The 21,222-nt window shown below is 73.0% G+C and carries 19 protein-coding genes and 1 rRNA gene; 8 read left to right on the top strand and 12 right to left on the bottom strand.

From position 1 onward, the window contains the following. Positions 1-14: 14 nt before the first annotated feature. Both AB0F11_RS05270 and AB0F11_RS05265 read right to left on the bottom strand, forming a co-directional pair. Positions 15-695 carry an HAD family hydrolase gene (locus AB0F11_RS05270; RefSeq protein ID WP_362168652.1) on the bottom strand — a complete coding sequence of 227 codons (681 nt, stop codon included), beginning with the start codon at positions 693-695 and terminating at the stop codon, positions 15-17. Next, complete coding sequence (locus AB0F11_RS05265) at positions 692-1,192, bottom strand: hypothetical protein (protein WP_362168650.1); 501 nt, start codon at positions 1,190-1,192, stop codon at positions 692-694. The genes AB0F11_RS05270 and AB0F11_RS05265 overlap by 4 nt, the downstream gene beginning before the upstream one ends. 473 nt (positions 1,193-1,665) lie before the next feature. Between AB0F11_RS05265 and AB0F11_RS05260 the strand changes: the two genes are divergently transcribed. Next, entirely contained in the window at positions 1,666-2,076 is a 411-nt protein-coding gene (locus AB0F11_RS05260) for an Rv3235 family protein (protein WP_362168648.1), read from the top strand. Between the two features lie 107 nt (positions 2,077-2,183). Here the strand turns inward: AB0F11_RS05260 and secA are convergent, their stop codons facing one another. Then, positions 2,184-4,976 (bottom strand): preprotein translocase subunit SecA, encoded by a 2,793-nt coding sequence (gene secA, locus AB0F11_RS05255; RefSeq protein WP_362168646.1) that lies wholly within the window; start codon positions 4,974-4,976, stop codon positions 2,184-2,186. Between the two features lie 227 nt (positions 4,977-5,203). Between secA and AB0F11_RS05250 the strand changes: the two genes are divergently transcribed. Next, positions 5,204-5,824: a GNAT family N-acetyltransferase gene (locus AB0F11_RS05250; protein ID WP_362168645.1), complete on the top strand. Its 621-nt coding sequence runs from the start codon at positions 5,204-5,206 to the stop codon at positions 5,822-5,824. 10 nt (positions 5,825-5,834) lie between these two features. Further along, positions 5,835-7,007 (top strand): crosslink repair DNA glycosylase YcaQ family protein, encoded by a 1,173-nt coding sequence (locus tag AB0F11_RS05245; protein ID WP_362168643.1) that lies wholly within the window; start codon positions 5,835-5,837, stop codon positions 7,005-7,007. Positions 7,008-7,019: 12 nt separating this feature from the next. On the opposite strand, the gene AB0F11_RS05240 is transcribed toward AB0F11_RS05245, so the two are convergent. The 6 genes from AB0F11_RS05240 to mtrA all read right to left on the bottom strand — a co-directional run bounded on the left by AB0F11_RS05240 (position 7,020) and on the right by mtrA (position 14,354). Beyond that, positions 7,020-7,721 (bottom strand): response regulator transcription factor, encoded by a 702-nt coding sequence (locus AB0F11_RS05240; RefSeq protein WP_361918442.1) that lies wholly within the window; start codon positions 7,719-7,721, stop codon positions 7,020-7,022. A 200-nt stretch (positions 7,722-7,921) separates the two neighbouring features. Further along, a complete protein-coding gene (gene raiA, locus AB0F11_RS05235) occupies positions 7,922-8,677 on the bottom strand; it encodes a ribosome-associated translation inhibitor RaiA (protein WP_362168640.1) in 756 nt (251 codons plus the stop codon). A gap of 293 nt (positions 8,678-8,970) precedes the next feature. Beyond that, a complete protein-coding gene (locus AB0F11_RS05230; protein WP_362168638.1) occupies positions 8,971-9,714 on the bottom strand; it encodes a phosphoribosyltransferase family protein in 744 nt (247 codons plus the stop codon). 75 nt (positions 9,715-9,789) lie between these two features. After that, positions 9,790-11,700 carry an LpqB family beta-propeller domain-containing protein gene (locus AB0F11_RS05225; protein ID WP_362168637.1) on the bottom strand — a complete coding sequence of 637 codons (1,911 nt, stop codon included), beginning with the start codon at positions 11,698-11,700 and terminating at the stop codon, positions 9,790-9,792. Further along, positions 11,690-13,663: an MtrAB system histidine kinase MtrB gene (mtrB, locus tag AB0F11_RS05220; protein WP_362168635.1), complete on the bottom strand. Its 1,974-nt coding sequence runs from the start codon at positions 13,661-13,663 to the stop codon at positions 11,690-11,692. The genes AB0F11_RS05225 and mtrB overlap by 11 nt, the downstream gene beginning before the upstream one ends. A gap of 1 nt (position 13,664) precedes the next feature. Further along, a complete protein-coding gene (gene mtrA, locus AB0F11_RS05215) occupies positions 13,665-14,354 on the bottom strand; it encodes a two-component system response regulator MtrA (RefSeq protein ID WP_361918457.1) in 690 nt (229 codons plus the stop codon). A gap of 234 nt (positions 14,355-14,588) precedes the next feature. Here mtrA and AB0F11_RS05210 point away from each other — a divergent pair, with 234 nt between their 5' ends. From AB0F11_RS05210 to AB0F11_RS05190, 5 genes are all read left to right on the top strand, one after another. Then, complete coding sequence (locus AB0F11_RS05210; protein WP_362168633.1) at positions 14,589-15,890, top strand: hypothetical protein; 1,302 nt, start codon at positions 14,589-14,591, stop codon at positions 15,888-15,890. 7 nt (positions 15,891-15,897) lie between these two features. Then, entirely contained in the window at positions 15,898-16,578 is a 681-nt protein-coding gene (locus tag AB0F11_RS05205; protein ID WP_362168631.1) for a DUF4129 domain-containing protein, read from the top strand. 203 nt (positions 16,579-16,781) lie between these two features. Further along, a complete protein-coding gene (locus tag AB0F11_RS05200; RefSeq protein WP_362168897.1) occupies positions 16,782-17,945 on the top strand; it encodes a DUF4350 domain-containing protein in 1,164 nt (387 codons plus the stop codon). Continuing rightward, entirely contained in the window at positions 17,942-18,904 is a 963-nt protein-coding gene (locus AB0F11_RS05195) for a MoxR family ATPase (protein ID WP_362168629.1), read from the top strand. Before AB0F11_RS05200 ends, AB0F11_RS05195 begins: the two co-directional genes overlap by 4 nt. Beyond that, positions 18,904-20,214 (top strand): DUF58 domain-containing protein, encoded by a 1,311-nt coding sequence (locus AB0F11_RS05190; RefSeq protein WP_362168628.1) that lies wholly within the window; start codon positions 18,904-18,906, stop codon positions 20,212-20,214. Before AB0F11_RS05195 ends, AB0F11_RS05190 begins: the two co-directional genes overlap by 1 nt. Positions 20,215-20,229: 15 nt before the next feature. Here AB0F11_RS05190 and AB0F11_RS05185 read toward each other — a convergent pair whose 3' ends face one another. The 3 genes from AB0F11_RS05185 to rrf all read right to left on the bottom strand — a co-directional run bounded on the left by AB0F11_RS05185 (position 20,230) and on the right by rrf (position 21,084). Then, positions 20,230-20,616, bottom strand: a complete 387-nt coding sequence (locus AB0F11_RS05185; protein WP_362168626.1) for a hypothetical protein — start codon at positions 20,614-20,616, stop codon at positions 20,230-20,232. Beyond that, positions 20,613-20,876: a hypothetical protein gene (locus AB0F11_RS05180; protein WP_362168624.1), complete on the bottom strand. Its 264-nt coding sequence runs from the start codon at positions 20,874-20,876 to the stop codon at positions 20,613-20,615. The genes AB0F11_RS05185 and AB0F11_RS05180 overlap by 4 nt, the downstream gene beginning before the upstream one ends. Before the next feature lie 91 nt (positions 20,877-20,967). Next, positions 20,968-21,084: ribosomal RNA gene (gene rrf, locus AB0F11_RS05175) — 5S ribosomal RNA — on the bottom strand. Between the last annotated feature and the right edge of the window lie 138 nt (positions 21,085-21,222).

The raw sequence follows: 21,222 nt of genomic DNA, 5'->3' as shown, positions 1-21,222 counted from the left end.
GGGCGTGCCAGTCGCTATTCGGCCAGCTCGCGAGCAGTGCGGACGGCCTCTGCCAGGGTGTCCACGACGGGTACACCGGCCGATTCCAGACTGGTGCGGCTGTGCGAACCACCCGTGTAGAGGACGGCCCGCGCGCCCACGTGGGCCGCGGCGAGGGCGTCGTCGACGGCGTCCCCGATGAGGACGGTCGCCTCCGGGGTCACGCCGGAGTGCGCCAGGGCCTCCATGTGCCGGACGAGGTGGCCTGCCTTGGAGGTGTGCGAGGGGCCGGTGCGGCCGTCGACGCGCAGGAAGTACCGGTCGATGCGGTGCTCCCGGACGAGCGGTACGAGCCTGTCGTGGGGCGCCAGCGACAGCAGGGACTGGGTGAGCCCCTCGGCCTCCCAGTCGCGCAGCAGCTCCTTGGCCCCCGGGGTGAGGCCGGTGTCCTCCGCGGCCTCCCAGTAGTGCCGGTGGAAGGCGGCGTCCATGACCTCCCACTCGGCCTCGGTGGGCAGCCGGCCCATGAGCCGCTCGTAGAACCTGGGCACGGGTACGACGTAGAGCTCGCGGTAGCGCTCCAGGGTGATCGGCGCGAAGCCGAACTCGGCGAAGGAGGCGTTCGTCGCCGCGATGACGGCGTCGATGTCGTGGAGCAGGGTGCCGTTCCAGTCCCAGACTATGTGGACGGCGCGGGGAAGACGGCCGGTGGTCATGCCAGCAGCCCCGGGATCTCCTGGACGCCGAACCACAGCAGTTCGTGGTCCTCGGCGCCGTCGACGGTGAACGCGGCGTCCTCGTCACCGGCGTCGGCGGCGGCCAGCGCGGCCGCGGCGGCCTGGACGTCCGCCACGGCGTCATCGGCGTCGACGTGCACGGCGGCGGCCGTGGTGAGGCGTACGGGCCCGTCGAGGGTGACCTGCCCGAGGGTGGACTCGTCGAGGCCCGGGACGGCGCCGACGGCCTTGTCGGCGACGTCGACCGCGACGACGACGCGCTTGCGGGGGGCGCCGGCGTCCTCGGCGAGCAGCCGCAGCGAGGCCGCCGCGGCCCGGCCGAGGGCGGCGTACTCCAGCTCCTCGATGTCGTCCGACACGTACCACTCCCGCAGGGCGGGGGTGACGGCGTACGCCCGCAGCGGGGCGCCGCCCAGCTCACCCGCCTTGTGCGCCTCGGCGAGGCCGGGGAGGGTCAGGGGGACGTACACGCGCATGGCCGGCTGCTTTCGGTAGTCGGAAACCCACCCAGCATACGATCCGACCCCCCGTCACGCCCCACCCCACCACCACTCCGGCAAGTTCAGCCCTGCCCCTTTGCGCAGCGGGGGGTGCACCATTCCAGCCCCGCCGGCGCTTGAGGCGCGGGGTCTGGGGCGGCGCCCCAAGAGAGCCGGCTCCGCCGGACACTCCCGCCGGCACCCGTACGGGGCGGTCCGGGACTGCGTGGGGTGACGGCCGGGGTCCCCTTTTGGGGTGTCGGGAGCCGGGGGGCCGGCGTCCGCCCGGGTTTGCCGGTATGCCGCCGCGCCGCAGGTGACCGGGGGCACGGACACCCGGATAGGTGAACCGGGCCCCGGCGGCCGGCCGGGCCGCGGATCCGTTGCGGAGGGTGGGCGGCGGCCGTAGAAGATCCTCAACCAAGTTACCGCCCGGTACCGCGCCGGGCCCGGACTTTCGGGGGATCGCCATGACCGGAACCAGGGGACCCGGGACGCCGACCGGCCACACGCGCCCGCCGGGCCGCGACGACCGCCGCCGCCCGCTCCGGCCCCGCCGCCCCCGCGGCCCCCACGACTGGTTCGCGGAGCGCCTCCTCGCGGTGGTCAGCGGCCAGCGCCCGGTGCACTCGCTGCTCGGCCTCACGGTCGGCCCGGCCTACGACCAGCTCGTCGACCTGGCCCCGACGGGCCCCCTCCCGGTCCGCTTACGCCCCGTACTGCGCCACTGCGGCCGCTTCCACCCCGGCCCCGGGGTGATCGAGGCCTTCGCCCGCATCGCGACGGGAGACCGCGTCTCGGCGATGGCCTTCCGCCTGGAACAGGGCCCCGACCAGCGCTGGCGCTGCGCAGCCGTCGAAATCCGGGGCCCCCGCCCGTGACCTGCTGCGCCTGCCCGCACCCTCGCCCCAACGCCGCCGGGCCCGGTCACGCAGTGCGTCGCAGCTGCGTGGCCGGGCCCGGCGGGGCCGCCCCTCGGGGCGGGGGGTTACTTCTTGCGGCGGCGGCCGCCCGCGGCCTTCTGGGCCTTGCGGCGCTCGGCCCGCGTCATGCCGTCACCCGCGGCACCGTCCGAGTCGAAGTCGCCCTCGATGACTCCGCCCTCACCGTCAACGGTCGGCGCCGAGAAGTGCAGCCGGTCGCGCCGCTGCGGAGCGTCCAGCCCCTTCGCGCGGATCTCCGGCCGCACACCCGCCGGCTCCTTCTCCAGCGACGGCGCGGCGTCCTGCACCGGGACCTCCTCGACCTGCTGCTCGACCTGGACCTCCAGGTTGAACAGGTAGCCGACGGACTCCTCCTTGATGCCCTCCATCATGGCGTTGAACATGTCGAAGCCCTCGCGCTGGTACTCGACCAGCGGGTCCTTCTGGGCCATCGCGCGCAGGCCGATGCCCTCCTGGAGGTAGTCCATCTCGTAGAGGTGCTCGCGCCACTTGCGGTCCAGCACCGACAGCACCACGCGCCGCTCCAGCTCGCGCATGATGTCGGAGCCGAGCGCCTTCTCGCGCGCCTCGTACTGCTCGTGGATGTCGTCCTTGACGGACTCCGCGATGAACTCGGCGGTGATGCCGGCACGGTCGCCCGCGGCGTCCTCCAGCTCCTCCACCGTCACCTTGATCGGGTAGAGCTGCCGGAAGGCGCCCCACAGCCGGTCCAGGTCCCACTCCTCGGCGAAGCCCTCGACCGTCTCCGCCGCGATGTACGCGTCGATCGTGTCGTCCATGAAGAAGCGCACCTGCTCGTGCAGGTCCTCGCCCTCCAGGACGCGGCGGCGCTCGCCGTAGATGACCTCGCGCTGGCTGTTGAGGACCTCGTCGTACTTCAGGACGTTCTTGCGGGTCTCGAAGTTCTGGGTCTCGACCTGCGACTGGGCGGACGCGATCGCGCGCGTCACCATCTTGTTCTCGATCGGCACGTCGTCCGGCACGTTCGCCATCGCCATGACGCGCTCGACCATCTGCGCCTTGAACAGGCGCATCAGGTCGTCGCCCAGCGACAGGTAGAAGCGGGACTCGCCCGGGTCGCCCTGGCGGCCGGAGCGGCCGCGCAGCTGGTTGTCGATACGGCGTGACTCGTGCCGCTCGGTGCCCAGCACGTACAGGCCGCCGAGGGACTTGACCTCTTCGAACTCGGCCTTGACGGCCGCCTCGGCCCGCTGGAGCGCGGCGGGCAGCGCGTGCGCCCACTCCTCGATGTGCTCCTCCGGGTCCAGGCCCTGCTGGCGCAGCTCGGCCTCGGCGAGGTCGTCCGGGTTGCCGCCGAGCTTGATGTCGGTACCGCGGCCGGCCATGTTCGTGGCGACCGTGACGGCGCCGCGGCGGCCGGCCTGGGCGACGATCGAGGCCTCGCGCTCGTGCTGCTTGGCGTTGAGGACCTCGTGCGGGATGCCGCGCTTGGACAGCTGGCGCGAGAGGTACTCGGACTTCTCGACCGAGGTGGTGCCGACCAGGATCGGCTGGCCCTTCTCGTGCTTCTCCGCGATGTCGTCGACGACGGCGGCGAACTTCGCGACCTCGGTGCGGTAGATCAGGTCGGCCTGGTCCACGCGCTGCATCGGCCGGTTCGTCGGGATCGGGACGACGCCGAGCTTGTAGATCTGGTGGAACTCGGCGGCCTCGGTCATGGCCGTACCGGTCATGCCGGACAGCTTGGTGTAGAGGCGGAAGAAGTTCTGCAGGGTGATCGTGGCGAGGGTCTGGTTCTCGTCCTTGATGTCCACCCCTTCCTTCGCCTCGATCGCCTGGTGCATGCCCTCGTTGTAGCGGCGGCCGGCGAGGATACGGCCGGTGTGCTCGTCGACGATCATGACCTCGCCGTCGATGACGACGTAGTCCTTGTCCTTCTTGAACAGTTCCTTCGCCTTGATGGCGTTGTTCAGGTAGCCGACGAGCGGGGTGTTCACCGACTCGTAGAGGTTGTCGATGCCGAGCCAGTCCTCGACCTTGGCGACACCGGCCTCGTGGATGCCGACGGTGCGCTTCTTCTCGTCGACCTCGTAGTCGCCGGTCTCCTCGATGCCCTTGAGCGGGTTGCCGGGCTCGCCCTTGGTCAGGCGGGTGACCAGCTTGGCGAAGTCGGCGTACCACTTCGTGGCCTGGTCGGCCGGGCCGGAGATGATCAGCGGCGTGCGGGCCTCGTCGACGAGGATCGAGTCGACCTCGTCGACCACGGCGAAGTTGTGGCCGCGCTGCACCAGCTCGTCCTGCGACCACGCCATGTTGTCGCGCAGGTAGTCGAAGCCGAACTCGTTGTTCGTGCCGTACGTGATGTCGCAGGCGTACTGCTCGCGGCGCTGCGCGGGCGACATGTTCGCCAGGATGCAGCCGACGGTCAGACCGAGGAACTTGTGGACGCGGCCCATCATCTCGGAGTCGCGCTCGGCCAGGTAGTCGTTGACCGTGATCAGGTGCACGCCCTTGCCGGACAGCGCGTTCAGGTACGCGGGCAGCGTGCCGACGAGGGTCTTGCCCTCGCCCGTCTTCATCTCGGCCACGTACCCGAGGTGCAGCGCCGCGCCGCCCATGATCTGCACGTCGTAGTGCCGCTGGCCCAGGACGCGCTTGGCCGCCTCGCGGACCGTCGCGAAGGCCTCGGGCAGCAGGTCGTCGAGGCTCTCGCCGTCCTGGTACCGCTGCTTGTACTCGTCCGTGAGCGCCCGCAACTCGGCGTCGGAGAGGTTGACGAAGTCCTCTTCGATGGAGTTGACCTGGTCCGCGATGCGGTGCAGTTTGCGCAGGATCTTGCCTTCGCCTGCACGCATGAGCTTGTTGAAGACGGACACCGGGGTTTGTCTCCTCGCCGGTCGGGCCTGGCACTGGTTCGTACGCGGGCACGGAGGGTGGGCCCCGCCGCACCGGCCATCGTAAGCGAGGACACGGTCGCGTCGGGAGGTCCGCCATGGCCGCAGGACGGCATGCGCCCGGAATGAGAACGTACGGGGGGCACGGAAGGTGCCGCCCCCGCCGAAAAGTGTTCGCCGGGCGTGCGGGCCCGCAGCACAATTCGGTCATGGAACCGACCGCCCTGGCCACCGCACGGCTGACCCTGCGCCCACACCGCCCCGAGGACGTCGAGGAGGTGCTGGCCGCCTGCCAGGACCCGGAGATCCAGCGGTGGATCCCCGTCCCCCTGCCGTACGGGCGGGCCGAGGCCGAGGCGTACGTGCTGGGCACCGTGCCCGGCGGCTGGCGCGAGGGGACCGAGTTCAACTTCGCCGCCCGCCTCACCGAGCACCCCGACGGCGCCGACGGCCCGGGCCCGCTGGTCGCGAGCGTGGCCGTGGTCCCGCGCGGCCCGCACGCCCACGAGATCGGCTACTGGGCCGCCCCCGGCCACCGCGGCCGCGGCCTCATGACGGAAGCGGTGCTGGCCGCGGCCCGCTGGGCGTTCACCGAGGCCGGCTGCGTACGGCTGGTCTGGCGGGCCGGCGTCGGCAACGCCGGCTCCCGGGCCGTCGCCGAGAAGGCCGGCTTCCGCATCGAAGGCGTGCAGCGGGCCGGCATGGAGCACCGCGGGACCCTGCGCGACTGCTGGGTCGGCGCCCTGCTCCCCTCCGACCTCGGCCTGCCCTCCCGCCTGCCGTACCTGCCGGCGCCGGACCGGGTGCCCATTGTCAGTGGTGGCGCCTAGGCTGCGGCGCATGACCACCGCCACCGCCGCCGTGTCCCTCTCCGCCGACGATGCGCGCCGCCTCGCCCTGCGCGCGCAGGGGTTCCTCGGGGCGCCCGACCGCCGGGGCGGCGTGCGCGGGATACTGCGCCACCTGGGGGCGGTGCAGCTCGACACCATCTCCGTGCTGGCCCGCTCGCACGAGCTCATCCCGTACGCACGCCTCGGCGCGGTCGGCCGGGAGGCGGTGGAGCGGGCGTACTGGAGCGAGCAGCACGCGTTCGAGTACTGGTCCCACGCGGCCTGCATCCTGCCCATCGAGGAGTGGCCGCACTTCGCGTTCCGCCGGCGCGCCCGCCGGGCCCGCGGCCACCGCTGGCACGTCCTGCAGGACAAGGACCGCTCGACGAAGGCGGTCCTGGACCGGCTCGCGGCGGACGGCCCGCTGACCTCGAGCGAGCTGGGCGGCGCCAAGAACGGCGGCGAATGGTTCGAGTGGTCCGAGACCAAGATCGCGGTGGAGTGGCTGCTGGACACCGGCGAAGTGGTCTGCACCGAGCGCCGCGGCTGGAAGCGCGTCTACGACCTGGCCGAGCGGGCCGTCCCGGACGCACTGCTCCACGACGACCTCGACGACCGCGAGTGCCTGCGCCGCCTGGTGGCGCTGGCCGGCAAGAGCCTCGGGGTCGGCACCCGCGCCGACATCGCCGACTACCACCGCCTCAAGGGCGAGCAGGTCGATGCGGTGATCGCCGACTCGGGGCTGGTCCCCGTCGAGGTCGAGGGCTGGGCCAAGCCCGCCTGGGCCGATCCGCAGGCGCTGGCCGTCGCCCCGCGCGGCCGCCACCGCACGACGCTGCTCTCGCCCTTCGACTCGCTGGTGTGGGACCGGCCGCGCACGGAGCGGATCTTCGGCTTCACGCACCGGCTGGAGGCGTACGTGCCCAAGCCGCAGCGGATACACGGCTACTTCGCGATGCCGCTGCTGGCGGGCGGCCGGCTCCAGGGCCGCGTCGACCCGGCCCGCGAGGGCCGCACCCTGGTCGCCCGGCAGCTGTCGCTGACCACGCCGAAGGCAGCGCGCCCCATGGCCGAGGCCCTGCGCGAGGCGGCCGAGTGGGTCGGCTGCGACAGCGTCCGCATCGAGCGGGCCGGCTCCCCCGAGGAGGCCGCCGCCGTCACGGCGGAACTGGCCGCGCTCTGAGCACCGCCCCGGTCAGCGGATCTCGAGGATCTTCTCCCGCATCGCGTACACCACCGCTTCCATCCTGGAGTGCAGCTGCAGTTTCTCCAGGATGTTGCGGACGTGGTTCTTCACGGTGTTCTCGGAGATGAACAACTCCTTGGCGATGTCCCGGTTGTTCATTCCGGTCGCGACCAGCTTGAGGACTTCCAGTTCGCGGTCGGTCAGCCGTGGCGCGGGAACGAGCCGCCGCTCGTCCGTCCGCTGGATCATCGACTTGAACTCGGTCAGCAGTTTCGACGCCATCGAGGGGCTGATCTGCGACTGCCCGTCGGCCACCGCGCGAATCGCCGTGGCCACCTCGTCCGTGGAGATCTCCTTCAGCAGGTATCCGGTGGCGCCCGCCTTGATCGCGTCGTAGAGGTCCGCCTCCTCGTCGCTGATCGTCAGCATGATGATCTTCGCGGAGGGGGCCACCTCCTTGATCGAAGTGCAGGCCTCGATCCCGCCGCGCTTGGGCATCCGCACGTCCATCAGCACGATGTCCGGCAGCAGGTCCGCCGCCTTGTCCACCGCCTCCGCGCCGTCCCCGGCCTCGCCGACGACCTGGATGTCCTCCTCCTGCGCGAGGACGATCTCCAGCCCGCGCCGGAACAGGGCGTGGTCGTCGACGACGAGCACCCGGATCGGCTCCCCGCCGTCGTCACCGCGCACCGGCCCGAAACCGTCCGCCATCGTTCCTCCCCCTGCAGGTGCCGAGATTCCGGCCAACCGGGCGGAAGTGCCCACCCGTTGACTGAGCGCCATGATTCCATGCCCGGACCGCCCGGCGCGGTCCTGCGGCGCGCACGTTGGCGCATACGCATCGCACACGGGTGCCCCCGTGCGACGCCGTGGCGTCGCACGGGGGCACCGTACGGAATGCGGACGCGGCGTCAGCCGCCGAGCGCGCCGCCCGCGCCGCCCGCGCCGGGCTCGACCGAGCTGGAGGCCTGGTCGGCGTTGAGGTGGATCACGCCGTAGTCGTAGCCGTGGCGCCGGTAGACGACGCTCGGCATCTTGGTCTCGGAGTCGACGAACAGATAGAAGTCGTGGCCGACCAGCTCCATCTCGTACAGAGCCTGGTCGAGCGACATGGGCGCGGCCGAGTGCGTCTTCTCGCGGACGATGAGCGGGCCTTCGCCCTGTACCTCGAGCGACCCGATCCGGGTGGTCGGGACGGCGTCCGCCTTGTCCTCCGTGTACGGCTGGCCGTTGCCGTTGAGGGTCGCCACGCCCGGGACCACATCGGCGACCTCGGCCGCCGAGAGCCGCCCGGCGCCGCGACGGGTGAAACGCTTGTCGTGCTGCTTGCGCAGCCGGGCCTCCAGCTTCTCCTGTGCCAGGTCGAGCGCCGCGTACGGGTCGGTGGCGGCGGCCTCGGCACGGATCACCGGGCCCCGCGAACGCAGGGTGATCTCCACGCGGTCGGAACGGTCGGCCTGGCGCGGGTTGTGCTCCTTGGACACCTCGACGTCCAAGCTGATCACCTTGGCGTCGAGCTTCTGGATCCGCTCCGGATTCAGCTTCTCGGCCACGTGCTTGCGGAACCGCTCGGGCACCTCGGTCTTGCGGCCCTTGACGACGATGTCCACGCAGAACTCCGTTCCCGGATAGCTCCGCCCCTGGGGCGAAGCGTCTCCCTTTCGCACCAGGCTCCGGTGAGCACCGGAGCCACGGACTTGGCGACTTTCACCTCCTCCTCCCCCATCGGCAAGATCTACACCCCACCGACTTCGGAGTCGAGAGACAGCCTCTGACACGAAGATTCAGACAACGACGAAACGTGCGATCCGATGCGCGGGGTCCAGGGTCGCCAGTTCCTTACAACCGAACATATCTCTCCCTGCCGGTTGTCGGCACCCGCTACCGGAACGTACCTCCGTTCAGGTGGCCATTCCCTCTTACTACCTGCAACGATGCGCCTTCCCCTCCAGTTCCAAATCTATTCACAGGAAGGTTGCTCTGTCCGGGTAGTAGACCGGATTCGTACGAAAGACCGGTCCGGAGCAGCCACAACGGCCGCTCCCTCCACCGGTCCGAGGCCTTCTGCGCGCACCGCCCGGGCCGCCTCCGCGAGGGTCGCCCCGGTGGTGGCCACGTCGTCGACCAGCACGATCCGCGCCCCGGCCGCCAGCCGCCGCCCGCCGCGGCGCACCCCCAGCGCGCCGTCCAGGTTCGCCCGCCGCTCCCGGGCCGCCAGGCCCGCCTGGTCGGCCACCGGCCGCACCTGGTGCAGTACGGGCGCCACCCGCGCAGGAACACCGGCCCGCCGCAACCGCGCCGCGGCCGCCAGCGCGATCCTGCGCACCGGATCGTGCCCGCGCGCCCGCACCTGCCGGCGCGCCGAGGGCACCGGGACCAGCACCAGTTCCCGCTGCGGCTCCGCCGCGCCGGCGGACCCGCCCGCGCGGACGGCCGCCGCCAAGGCCACGCCGAGCGGGCCGGCCAGCGCGAGCCCCCCGCGCTCCTTGTGCGCGAGGACGACGGCCCGTACGGCGCCCTCGTACACGGCGGCCGCACGCACCGGCGGCAGCCCCGGCGGGCAGGGCGAGGGCCGCACCGGCCCGGCCCGGCTCCCGTCCAGCGCCCGCGCGCAGCCAGGGCACAGCACGACGCGGGCCGCCCCGCAGCCCGCGCAGTCCTCCGGCAGCACCAGCCCGGCCAGCTCCTGCCACCACCCGCGCACCCCACCACTGTGCCGGGATGCGCGACCGCCCGCCACCCCTGTGGACGACGGTCGGATCCGCAGGTCAGCGGCGCGTCAGCCCGGGTACACCGGCGCCCGGCCGCCCGCCGCCACGGTGCGCCACTGCGCGCCCGGCGGCAGCCACACGATGCCGTCCTCGTCCGAGGACGCCACCACCGGCTTCTTCTCGTCCTCCGTCGCCGCGACCGCGACCAGCCCCGTCGCACCGGGCAGGCTCGCCGCGACCATCGACCCGTCCGCCAGCATGTACCGGGCCTGCACGACCCCGCCGCTCTCCCGGCCCACCACCAGCAGCCGCCCGTGCGGCGCCCAGCTCAGCGCCGTCACGTCCGCCATCTGCGGGGCCGCCTGGCGCAGCTCGCGCACCGCGACCACCGAGCGGTCGCCCTTGCCGCCGTCGGGCCGCTCGATCCGCCCGATGTACAGGCGCTTGTGGTTGTCCTTCTGCACCAGCAGCGCGAGCCGGGCCCCGTCCGGGGAGGCCTTCAGCGCGGTGATCCGCCCGCCGTCGAGCCCGGACACGTCGACCTTCTGCGGGGCCGCGGAGCCGGCCGGCACCCAGTACAAAGCGGGGCTCTGCAGGTCCTGGTCCGCGACCCACAGGTTCCCGGCCGCGTCGAAGCTCGGCGCGCTCAGCCCGTTCGGCTTGGCGCCCTTGGCGGTGAGCACCGGCTGCGGCATCGGCCCGGCGGTCGTCAGGTTCACCTGGTACAGGCTGTGCCCGTCCTCGGAGACCACCGCGGCGCGCTTCTCGTCGTACGCGACGGCCGCCGAGGAGACCTTGAACGGGGCGTTCGGCGCGGACAGCGGTCCGGGCACCGGTTCGGGCCGGTACTGCTGGTCCTCGCTGTTGACGTCGAGCTTCATCCGTACGAGCCGGCCCTCGGCGTCGACGTAGTACTGGTAGTCGGGGGACGGGACCCGGTGCGCGATCGCCGCCGCGGTCGCGTCGGTCACCGAGCACAGCGAGGACTTGTCGGCGCGCAGCAGCTCCACCCGGTCCAGCCGGGACGCCGTCAGATCCTTGACCGTCGACAGCAGTTGCGTGGCCATCTTCTGGCACTGCGGCTGCGCGACGTTGTCCGCCTTGTCGTTCAGCGGCACGCGCAGGGTGTTCTGCCCGTCGTACGAGAGGGACTTGGTGCCCTCCCGCAGCTCCGTTCCGGTGGGGAAGCTCGAAGTGACCACGGGTCCCAGCCACTTGGAGGGCCCGGCCAGCAGCGACTGCACCGTCTGCGTCGTCGGGTCCATCCGCGAGTCCGGATCGCTGCGCTGGCGCACGTACACGGGGTCGGCGACGAGCGTGCCGCCCGCGAAGTAGTACTTGTTCACCGGCATGTAGATGCGCTGGAAGTCGGACTCGCTGAGCACCAGGTTCTTCGGCGGCGTCGAGATCCGCCACTGCTTGTTCTCCTGGACGAGCTGGAGGAACTCCTCGTAGCGCTCGTTCGGCGGCTCGGGCTGGTACGCGCTGCGCTCGTCCACCGTCGCGAGCTTCTTGCCCGCCATCTTGAACTTGGGGCCCGAGGGCTCCTTCTCGGCCTGGACGGAGAACCGGTCGATGCCCCCGGAGAGCACGGTGACCGAACCGGGCCGCCAGCTCTTGGCGGCCTCCTCGGTGAGGTACTTCCGGGCGGTCTGCAGCTGCGGATCGTCGCTGGTCATGGCTTCGAGGAAGCCGTCGACGATATCGGTGGGGCCCGCCTTGTCGGCCGGCGGCACGCCGAAGACCCGGACCTGCGAGTCCACCCCCTGCGAGGCCCGGACCTCCCGGATCTCCCCGCTGGAGGGCATGGAGGCGCAGCCGGCCAGCAGCAGCGCCCCGGCGCCCGCGGCGGCCGCGTAGGCGCGAGCGGCCGCCCGCCGCGGCTGCCCCTGCTGCTCCTGCCGGCCCGGCTGCCGCCGTGCGCGGCGGCCGTCGTCGTCTGCGTGCTGCACGGGTCCGGCGTCCACCTCAGCGCCCACCTGCTCCATCCTCCTGTGCTGCCTGGTCGGCCGGCCGGGCCACGACGCGGGCACCGTTGCCGGGCAGGGCCGTCGGGTCCGCGGGCACCGGCAGCGCGCCGGCGACCGCCGACCGGGGCGGTATCGCCGAGCGCTCGGGGCGGACCGGGGCCTGGGCCCGCGGCCCCTTCGGCCCGGATCCGGACCCCGCGGCCTCGGCCGCCGCCCGGGCCCGGTTGCCCCGCGAGTCCTCGGGCTCCAGCGGGATCGGGGAACCCCGCAGCGGCTCGTCCGCGGTGCGCGGCAGGGTCAGCCGGAACTGCGAGCCGCCGCCCGGCTCGCCCCAGGCCTGGAGCCAGCCGCCGTGCAGCCGGGCGTCCTCGACCGCGATGGACAGACCGAGGCCCGTGCCGCCGGTGGTGCGGGCGCGCGCCGGGTCGGCCCGCCAGAAGCGGTTGAAGACGCGGGTGGCCTCGCCGGGCTTGAGCCCGACGCCGTAGTCCCGTACGGCGACGGCGACGGCCCCGCCCGCGGACGCGAGCCGGACCACCACGTCGCGGCCCTCACCGTGCTCCACCGCGTTGACGACGAGGTTGCGCAGGACGCGCTCCACGCGCCGGGCGTCGGCCTCGGCGATCACCGGCTGGGTGTCGCCGAGCACCCGGATCCGGGTGCCCTTGTGCTCGGCCAGCGGCTCGGCCCCGTCGATCACCCGGCGCACCACGTCCCGCAGGTCGATGGGCTCGGCCTCCAGCGCCGCGGCCCCCGCGTCGAACCGGCTGATCTCCAGCAGGTCCGCCAGCAGCGACTCGAAGCGGTCGAGCTGCCCGGCGAGCAGCTCGGCGGAGCGCGCGGTGACCGGGTCGAAGTCGACGCGGGCGTCGTGGATGACGTCGGCGGCCATCCGCACGGTCGTCAGCGGCGTGCGCAGCTCGTGCGAGACGTCCGAGACGAACCGGCGCTGCATCCGCGACAGGTCCTCCAGCTGCTGGATCTTGACCTGGAGGTTCTGCGCCATCTTGTTGAAGGCCTCGCCGAGGCGGGCGATGTCGTCCTCGCCGGTGACCTTCATCCGCTCCTGCAGCCGCCCGGCCGACAGCCGCTCGGCGATGCCCGCGGCCATCCGCACCGGGGTCACGATCTGCCGTACGACGAGCCAGACGATGGCGCTGAGCAGGGCGACCACGAACAGCCCGGCCGTCGCGATGGTCGACTTCACCAGGTTCAGCGACTCCTCCTCCTGCGTCAGCGGGAAGAGGTAGTACAGGTCGTACGGGTCGCCGTTGATGTCGGTGAGCCGCTTGCCGACGACGAGCGCCGGCTCGGGCGCCTTGTCGCCGGCCCCGGCGGTGTACTTGATCTGCGAGAACGTCTTGAAGGTGCCGGTGGCGTGGTTGACGGCCCGGCGCAGCTTCGGCGGGACGCTCGCGGTGGGGTCCACGTTGCCGGAGGCCCGGGCGCCCTTGACGCCGGAGGCGCCCGCACCGCCGGGTGCGGCGTCCGCCGCACCGCCGGTGCCGGTCCCGGCACCGAGGGCGACCACCTCGAAGGCGGTCTGGCCGCCGCTGGCGAGCTGCTTGACCAGCGAGTTCATCCAGGTGCTGGCGTCGCGGCCGAGTTTGTTGTCGGTGGCGTCGGGCCCGTCAACGGTCGCGGGCGTGTTGGCCTTCTCCTGCGCCACCGCGAACCCGCCGGCGGCCTGGCTCTGCGCGGCCTCCTCCTTGGCGTCGAGGAGGCCCTTGCTCACCTGCGCGATGACCACGAAGCCGAGCGCCAGCACCACGGCCAGCGACATCAGCATGGTGGCGGCGACCACCCGCAACTGGATGTTGCGCCGCCACAGCCGGACAGCCGGAAGCAGCGGGCGCCGCACCAGTCGTACGAACAACCGCAGCACAGGACCGCCGGGCGCTCCGTCCTGGAGCAGCCGGCCGGCCCGCAGGGCTCCCCAGCGGGAGCCGACCCGCGGCCTGCCGGGCTTCACGTCAGCTCGGTCCTGCCTTGTAGCCGACACCGCGCACCGTCACGACGATCTCGGGGCGCTCCGGGTCCTTCTCGACCTTGGAGCGCAGGCGCTGTACGTGCACGTTGACCAGGCGGGTGTCCGCCGCGTGCCGGTAGCCCCAGACCTGCTCCAGCAGCACCTCGCGGGTGAAGACCTGCCAGGGCTTGCGGGCGAGGGCGACCAGCAGGTCGAACTCCAGCGGGGTCAGCGCGATGGAGTTGCCGTCGCGCTTGACCGAGTGCCCGGCCACGTCGATGACCAGGTCACCGATGGCCAGCTGCTCCGGCGCGGGCTCCTCCGAGCGGCGCAGGCGGGCCCGGATGCGGGCCACCAGCTCCTTCGGCTTGAACGGCTTGACGATGTAGTCGTCCGCCCCGGACTCCAGACCCACGACGACGTCGACCGTGTCGCTCTTCGCAGTGAGCATCACGATCGGCACCCCGGACTCGGCCCGGATCAGCCTGCAGACCTCTATGCCGTCCCGTCCGGGCAGCATGAGGTCGAGCAGCACCAGATCCGGCTTCGCCTCCCGGAAGGCAGCCAGTGCCTTGTCGCCGTCCGCTACGAACGACGGCTCAAAACCTTCTCCACGCAACACGATGCCGAGCATCTCGGCCAGTGCGGTGTCGTCGTCGACGACAAGGACGCGTCCCTTCATGGTTGACATCATCCCATTAGCCAATCGTTACCCGGCGGTGAGCTGTCCCACAGCCAAAAAGGCTGGAAATCGTCCCTCGGACCTGCCTGGAGATCACATCGACCAGTCTGCCCCGGATCCGGGTGACAATTGAAGGCGCGGACGGCCGCGGATCGGGGGGACGGCCGGTCCGCTCACCGTTCCCGCGTGGCACGATGGCAGCCGACCTGCGCCCCCGCCGATCAGGTGTCACGTGAAGGAGCGACGATGAACGACTCTCCGGGCCGACCGGCGCCCGGACCCTCCCCGTCCGACGGCGAGCGGCCGAGCGCAGGGTCCGAAGGCCAGAACCCCGACGGGACCGCCGGCGCGGCCCGCCCCGCCGGTACGCAGAAGTGGTCCGCCGAGCAGCCGCCCCCCGCGCAGTGGCAGAGCCCCGGCGCAGCCCAGCCGCCCGCACAGCCCGCACCGCCCGGCCCCCCGTCCGCCGCCCCGCAGCAGCCCGCACCGGGCGGCTGGGGCTCGTACGGCAGCGGCCCGGGCGGACCCGGCCAGCCGGGCGGACCGGCCCCGTACGGCCACCAGGCCGGCCCCTGGGGCAAGCCCCCGGCCGCCAAGCCCGGAGTCATCCCGCTGCGCCCCCTCGACCTCGGCGAGATCCTCGACGGCGCCGTCGCCACCATGCGCGGCCACTGGCGCTCCGTCCTGCCGATCACCCTGGTCGTCTCCACGGTCATCGGGGTCCTCGGCGTCCTCGTGCAGAAGTACACCGTCCCCGACCTGCAGGTCGCGGCGGACCCGCAGAGCGACCCGGCCGAGGCGTTCAAGAACCTCGGCAGCAGCCTCCTCGTGACGGGCATCGACACGTTCGTCCAGGTCGTCGCCACCATCGCGGCCACCGCCATGCTCACGATGATCTTCAGCCGCGCCGTCCTCGGCCGCAGCTCCTCCATCGGCGAGGCCTGGCGAGAGGCCCGCCCGAGCCTGCTGCGCCTGATCGGCCTGACCCTGCTCGTGGCCGCCGGCATCGCCCTGCTCTTCGCCGTCCTGATCGTCCCCGCCGCCCTCGCCGGCAGCATCGGCCTCGCCGTCCTCGGCGGCCTGGCCGGCCTGGTCCTCGCCGTCTGGCTCGGGATCAAGTTCAGCCTGGCCTCGCCCGCGCTGATGCTGGAGAGGTCCGGCGTCATCACCTCGCTGCGCCGCTCCTCCAAGCTCGTCCAGGGCTCCTGGTGGCGGATCTTCGGCATCACCCTGCTGACCGGGCTCATCACCGGCTTCGTCTCGGCGATCATCGTCTGGCCGCTGACCATCGTCGGCCTGATCGCCTTCGGCGGCGGCATCAGCGGCCTGGAGGACGGCACCGCCACCACCGCCTGGGGCGCGCTCATCCTCTCCGGGATCGGCGCGATCATCGCCCAGACCATCACCATGCCCATCCAGTCCGGCGTCACCGTCCTGCTCTACGTCGACCAGCGCATCCGCCGCGAAGCCCTCGACCTGGAGCTCGCCCGGGCCGCCGGCCTGGAGAACTACGGCGCGGACCCGGCGGCCCCGCCCACCGGAGGCTGATGCACCGATGATGAGTACGGGGGGCCTCATCACACGGGCCGCGGCCCACCTGCCGGCCGCGGAGACACCACCGGTGACGACACCGCGCGACCCCGCCCGCGAGGCGGCCCGGCGCGAGCTGTCCAAACCGCTCTACCACCAGAACGACCCGGGGCTCGTCCAGCGCGCCCTGAACAAGTTCTGGGCCTGGGTCGGCGAACTCTTCGACCGGGCCGGCACCGCCACCCCCGGCGGCACGCTCGGCCTGGTCGCCATAGCCGTCCTGGTGGCCCTCGCCGCGGCCGCCCTGTGGTGGCGGCTGGGCGCCCCCCGCCGCACCGCCGCCACCACCGCCGCCCTCTTCGAGGACGGCCCGCGCAGCGCCGACGACCACCGCACCGCCGCCGAGGCCCACGCCGCCGCCGGCCGCTGGAACGAAGCCGTCCAGGAGCGCATGCGGGCCCTCGTGCGCTCCCTGGAGGAGCGCACCCTCCTCGACCCGCGGCCCGGCCGCACCGCCGACGAGGCCGCCGCCGAAGCCGCGCCGGCCCTCCCCGGCCACGCCGCCGACCTACGGGCAGCCGCCCGCGCCTTCGACGACGTCACCTACGGCGGCCGCACCGCCGATGCCGACACCTACGCCCGCCTGCGCACCCTCGACCACACCCTGACCCGCACGAAGCCCCTCCTGACGGGAGCCCCGTCATGACGCCCCCGGCCACGCCCCCCGGCACGAGCCCGGCTCCGAGCACCGCCCCGGGCTCCGGCTCGGGGCCGGCGGTCGCCGCTGCGGCGGCCGCCGCCGCTGCGGTCGCCGCTGGCGGTGCCCCTGCCGGCGGAGGCACGGGCACCGCGGGCGCGGCCGGCGCTGCCGCAGGCGCGGGCACAGCCGCCGCCACGGCGGGCAGCGGGATGACGCCCGGCCTGCTGTGGCGCCGGGCGCGCGGGTTCCTCGCCGCGCTCGGCATCCTCCTCGTGGCGGCCGTCGCCCTGGCCGCGCTCGGCTCCGACAGCCGCCACGGCCGGCTCGACCCCCGCTCCGCCGACCCCGAGGGCAGCCGGGCCGTCGCCGAGCTGCTGCGCGCCCGCGGCGTCGACACCCGCGTCGTCACCACCGCCCGCGAGGCCGCCGAAGCCGCCGGCCCCCGCACCACCGTGCTCGTCGCCCACCCCGACCGGCTCGGCCCCGCTCAGCAGCGCGCCCTGCGCTCCGCCATCGACCTCTCCGGCGGCCGCACCGTCCTCCTCGGCCCCGACAGCACCGCCCTGGACTCCCTGGCCCCCGCCGTGCACACCGCGGGCGACGCCCACGAGCCCGCCCTCGCCCCCGCCTGCACCCTGCCCGCCGCAGCCACCGCCGGCCGCGCCGACACCGGCTCCGGCCACCGCTACACCACCACCGCCCACGGCGCCCAGTCCTGCTACCCCAGCGGCGGCCGCCCCACCCTCCTGGTCCTGCCCTCGGCCACCGCCGGCGGCGACACCGTCGTCCTCGGCTCGGAAACCGTCCTGCTCAACAGGACGCTCGCCACCGAGGGCAACGCCTCCCTCGCCCTCCAGCTCCTCGGCACCCGCCCCGACCTCGTCTGGTACCTGCCGTCCCCCGCCGACCAGCAGGACGCCGACGCGGACACCGCCGACAAGTCCTTCCTCGACCTCGTCCCCGCCGGCTGGTCCTGGGCCCTCCTGCAGCTGTTCCTCGCTGCCGCCCTCGCCGCCCTGTGGCGCGCCCGCCGCCTCGGCCCCCTCGTCGCCGAGCGGCTCCCCGTCGCCATCCGCGCCTCCGAGGCCACCGAGGGCCGCGCCCGCCTCTACCGCCGCGCCGACGCCCGCGACCGCGCCGCCACCGTGCTGCGCGCCGCCACCCGCGAACGCCTCGCCGCGCTGGTCGGCGTACCGTCCGCGCACACCCACGACCCCGCGGTCCTGCTCCCCGCCGTGTCCGCCCGCCTCACCGACCCGCCCGGCCGGGACCTCACCGCCCTGCTCTTCGGCACCCCGCCCGCCGACGACGCGGCACTCGTCGCGCTCGCCGACCACCTCGACGCCCTCGAAAGAGAGGTCCGCACCTCATGACGGCCACCACGGACAGCGCCCGCTCCTCCCTGGAAGCGATCCGCACCGAGATCGGCAAGGCCGTCGTCGGCCAGGACTCGGCCGTCACCGGTCTCGTCGTCGCCCTCCTGTGCCGCGGCCACGTCCTCCTCGAAGGCGTCCCCGGCGTCGCCAAGACCCTCCTCGTACGGGCTCTGGCCGCCTCCCTCGACCTCGACACCAAGCGCGTCCAGTTCACCCCCGACCTGATGCCCAGCGACGTCACCGGCTCCCTCGTCTACGACGCCCGCACCGCCGAGTTCTCCTTCCAGAACGGCCCGGTCTTCACCAACCTCCTCCTCGCCGACGAAATCAACCGCACCCCGCCCAAGACCCAGTCCTCCCTCCTGGAGGCCATGGAGGAGCGCCAGGTCACCGTCGACGGCACCCCGCGCCGCCTGCCCGACCCCTTCCTCGTCGCGGCCACCATGAACCCCCTGGAGTACGAGGGCACCTACCCCCTCCCCGAGGCCCAGCTGGACCGTTTCCTGCTGAAGCTGAACGTGCCCCTGCCCTCCCGCGAGGACGAGATCGGCGTACTGACCCGGCACGCCGCCGGCTTCAACCCGCGCGACCTGCAGGCCGCCGGCATCCGCCCGGTCGCCGGCGCCGCCCAGCTCGAAGCGGCCCGCGAGGCGGTCGCCGCAGTGGCCGTCTCCCCCGAGATCGCCGGCTACGTCGTCGACATCTGCCGCGCCACCCGCGAGTCGCCGTCCCTCACCCTCGGCGTCTCCCCGCGCGGCGCGACCGCCCTGCTGGCCACCTCCCGCGCCTGGGCCTGGCTGACCGGCCGCGACTACGTCACCCCCGACGACGTCAAGGCCCTCGCCCTGCCCACCCTCCGCCACCGGATCCAGCTGCGCCCGGAGGCCGAGATGGAAGGGGTCACCGCCGACGCCGTCCTGACCGCGATCCTGTCCCACGTCCCCGTCCCCCGCTGATGGCCTTCACCGGACGCGCCGCCCTGCTGGCGGCCCTCGGCAGCCTCCCCGTCGGCATCCTCGAACCCAGCTGGACGGGGCTCCTCGCGGTCAACGGCCCGCTCGCCGTGGCCTGCGCGGTCGACTACGCCCTCGCGGCCCCGGTCCGCCGGCTGACCCTGTCCCGCTCGGGCGACACCTCCGTGCGCCTCGGCGAGCCGGCGGAGGTCCACCTCACCGTCACCAACCCCGGCCCCCGCCGGCTGCGCGCCCGCCTGCGCGACGCCTGGCCGCCGAGCAGCTGGCTCCCCGGCACCGAACAGCAGTCCTCCCGCCACACGCTCGACATCCCGGCCGGGGAACGCCGCCGCCTGACCACCCGTCTGCTGCCGACCCGCCGCGGCGACCGCCACGCCGACCGCGTGACGATCCGCTCCTACGGGCCCCTCGGCCTGCTCGCCCGCCAGGGCACCCACACCGTGCCCTGGACCGTCCGCGTCCTGCCGCCCTTCACCAGCCGCAAGCACCTGCCGTCCCGCCTGGCCCGCCTGCGCGAACTCGACGGCCGCACCAGTCTCCTGACCCGCGGTGAGGGCACCGAGTTCGACAGCCTGCGCGACTACGTCCCGGGCGACGACACCCGCTCCATCGACTGGCGGGCCACCGCCCGCCAGGACAAGGTCGCCGTACGCACCTGGCGCCCCGAGCGGGACCGGCACATCCTGATCTGCCTGGACACCGGCCGCACCTCCGCCGGCCGCGTCGGCGACGCGCCCCGCCTGGACGCCGCCATGGACGCGGCCCTCCTCCTCGCCGCCCTGGCGACCCGGGCCAGCGACCGCGTGGACCTGCTGGCCCACGACCGCCGCCCCCGCGCCCAGGTCCAGGGCCGCTCGGCCGCGGACACGCTCCCGGCCTTCGTCAACGCCATGGCCACCCTGGAGCCCGAGCTCGTCGAGACCGACGCCCGCACCCTCGTCTCGACCGTCCTGCGCAACGCCCCGCGCCGCTCCCTGGTGGTCCTGCTGACGAGCCTGGACGCGGCCCCCGTGGAAGAGGGCCTGCTCCCGCTCCTCCCCCGCCTGACCCAGCGCCACACGGTCCTGCTGGCCTCGGTGGCCGACCCGTACATCTCCGAGATGGCGAAGTCCCGCGGCACCCTGGACGCGGTCTACGAGGCCGCAGCCGCCGCCCAGTCCCAGGCCCAACGCCGCCGCACCGCAGACCAGTTGGCCCGCCACGGAGTCCACGTCGTGGACGCCACCCCGGACACCCTGGCCCCCGCCCTGGCCGACGCCTACCTCGCCCTGAAAGCCGCCGGCCGCCTGTAAGACCGGCGGTTCAAGTCAACGATTGAGGTCAAGCACGCCCACCTCGAGGTGCTCGTACATCTTGGGCTCAATTGTCGCCACCAGTGCGTCGGCACCCCAGTCCGGGAGATTTCGTACGGCTTGGACCGCTGCGGCAACCCCCGGAGGGACACCGTTCCGGCACAGCTGCGCCACTGCCAACACCGCCGCATAGTCAAGATCGACGGCGTGGATGACATCAAGCTGGCCGACGTGCTCGGCGATTCCCGCGTGCTCCCGATCCGCCTCAAGGATCGCCAGGACAGGCGCCCACAAACGCGTATCGCCGTCGAGGAAAGCCCGGTGGATGAGGGCGGACATCTGCCGGTTGCCCGATAAGGCGAGGAGGGAAGGGCTGTCCAGGACGAGGTGGCGCTGGATCACGCCGCATTCTCCTGCCGACGGGCGAAGGCCTGGCGAATCTTGCGCCCCATCTCCTCGCTCTCCTCGTCCGTCACGCGCACCCCGAAGTGCTGCGCCATGTACTCACGCGCCCGTTCGGCCCGCTCACGCCGCTCCTCGGGGGTCAGCGTGGACTCCGCAAACTCTTGGACCAGGGCTCGGATGGACGTGCCGCGGGACTCGGCGATGACCGCAAGGCGATCGCGCACCTCAGCCGGCACTCGGATCATGGCATCGGACATGCTTTGAGTCTACAGCGGCGTATACACGCCCGTCCGGTAAACGCAGAAAAGCCCCGCACCAGAGCTGGTGCGGGGCTTTCCCACAATGATTGTTCGGCGGCGTCCTACTCTCCCACAGGGTCCCCCCTGCAGTACCATCGGCGCTGAAAGGCTTAGCTTCCGGGTTCGGAATGTAACCGGGCGTTTCCCTAACGCTATGACCACCGAAACACTATGAAGTTACGAACCGCCGCACCACCCGTAGGGGGGCGTGTTCGTTGCTTCAGAACTAACACAGTGGACGCGAGCAACTGAGGACAAGCCCTCGGCCTATTAGTACCAGTCAGCTCCACCCGTTACCGGGCTT

The organism is Streptomyces sp. NPDC032472 (assembly GCF_040636955.1).
Taxonomy (GTDB): Bacteria; Actinomycetota; Actinomycetes; order Streptomycetales; family Streptomycetaceae; genus Streptomyces.
Note: the sequence above shows the minus strand (reverse complement) of the source record. Positions and strands in the feature narration are given on the sequence as shown.

Excerpts from the sequence above, each read along its gene's own strand:
- AB0F11_RS05245 (WP_362168643.1), top strand. The coding sequence starts at position 5,835 with ATGACCACCGCCACCGCCGCCGTGTCCCTCTCCGCCGACGATGCGCGC.
- AB0F11_RS05210 (WP_362168633.1), top strand. The coding sequence starts at position 14,589 with ATGAACGACTCTCCGGGCCGACCGGCGCCCGGACCCTCCCCGTCCGAC.
- AB0F11_RS05260 (WP_362168648.1), top strand. The coding sequence starts at position 1,666 with ATGACCGGAACCAGGGGACCCGGGACGCCGACCGGCCACACGCGCCCG.
- AB0F11_RS05195 (WP_362168629.1), top strand. The coding sequence starts at position 17,942 with ATGACGGCCACCACGGACAGCGCCCGCTCCTCCCTGGAAGCGATCCGC.
- AB0F11_RS05240 (WP_361918442.1), bottom strand. The coding sequence starts at position 7,721 with ATGGCGGACGGTTTCGGGCCGGTGCGCGGTGACGACGGCGGGGAGCCG.
- AB0F11_RS05200 (WP_362168897.1), top strand. The coding sequence starts at position 16,782 with ATGACGCCCGGCCTGCTGTGGCGCCGGGCGCGCGGGTTCCTCGCCGCG.
- AB0F11_RS05250 (WP_362168645.1), top strand. The coding sequence starts at position 5,204 with ATGGAACCGACCGCCCTGGCCACCGCACGGCTGACCCTGCGCCCACAC.
- AB0F11_RS05190 (WP_362168628.1), top strand. The coding sequence starts at position 18,904 with ATGGCCTTCACCGGACGCGCCGCCCTGCTGGCGGCCCTCGGCAGCCTC.
- AB0F11_RS05265 (WP_362168650.1), bottom strand. The coding sequence starts at position 1,192 with ATGCGCGTGTACGTCCCCCTGACCCTCCCCGGCCTCGCCGAGGCGCAC.
- AB0F11_RS05180 (WP_362168624.1), bottom strand. The coding sequence starts at position 20,876 with ATGTCCGATGCCATGATCCGAGTGCCGGCTGAGGTGCGCGATCGCCTT.
- mtrA (WP_361918457.1), bottom strand. The coding sequence starts at position 14,354 with ATGATGTCAACCATGAAGGGACGCGTCCTTGTCGTCGACGACGACACC.
- AB0F11_RS05205 (WP_362168631.1), top strand. The coding sequence starts at position 15,898 with ATGATGAGTACGGGGGGCCTCATCACACGGGCCGCGGCCCACCTGCCG.
- AB0F11_RS05270 (WP_362168652.1), bottom strand. The coding sequence starts at position 695 with ATGACCACCGGCCGTCTTCCCCGCGCCGTCCACATAGTCTGGGACTGG.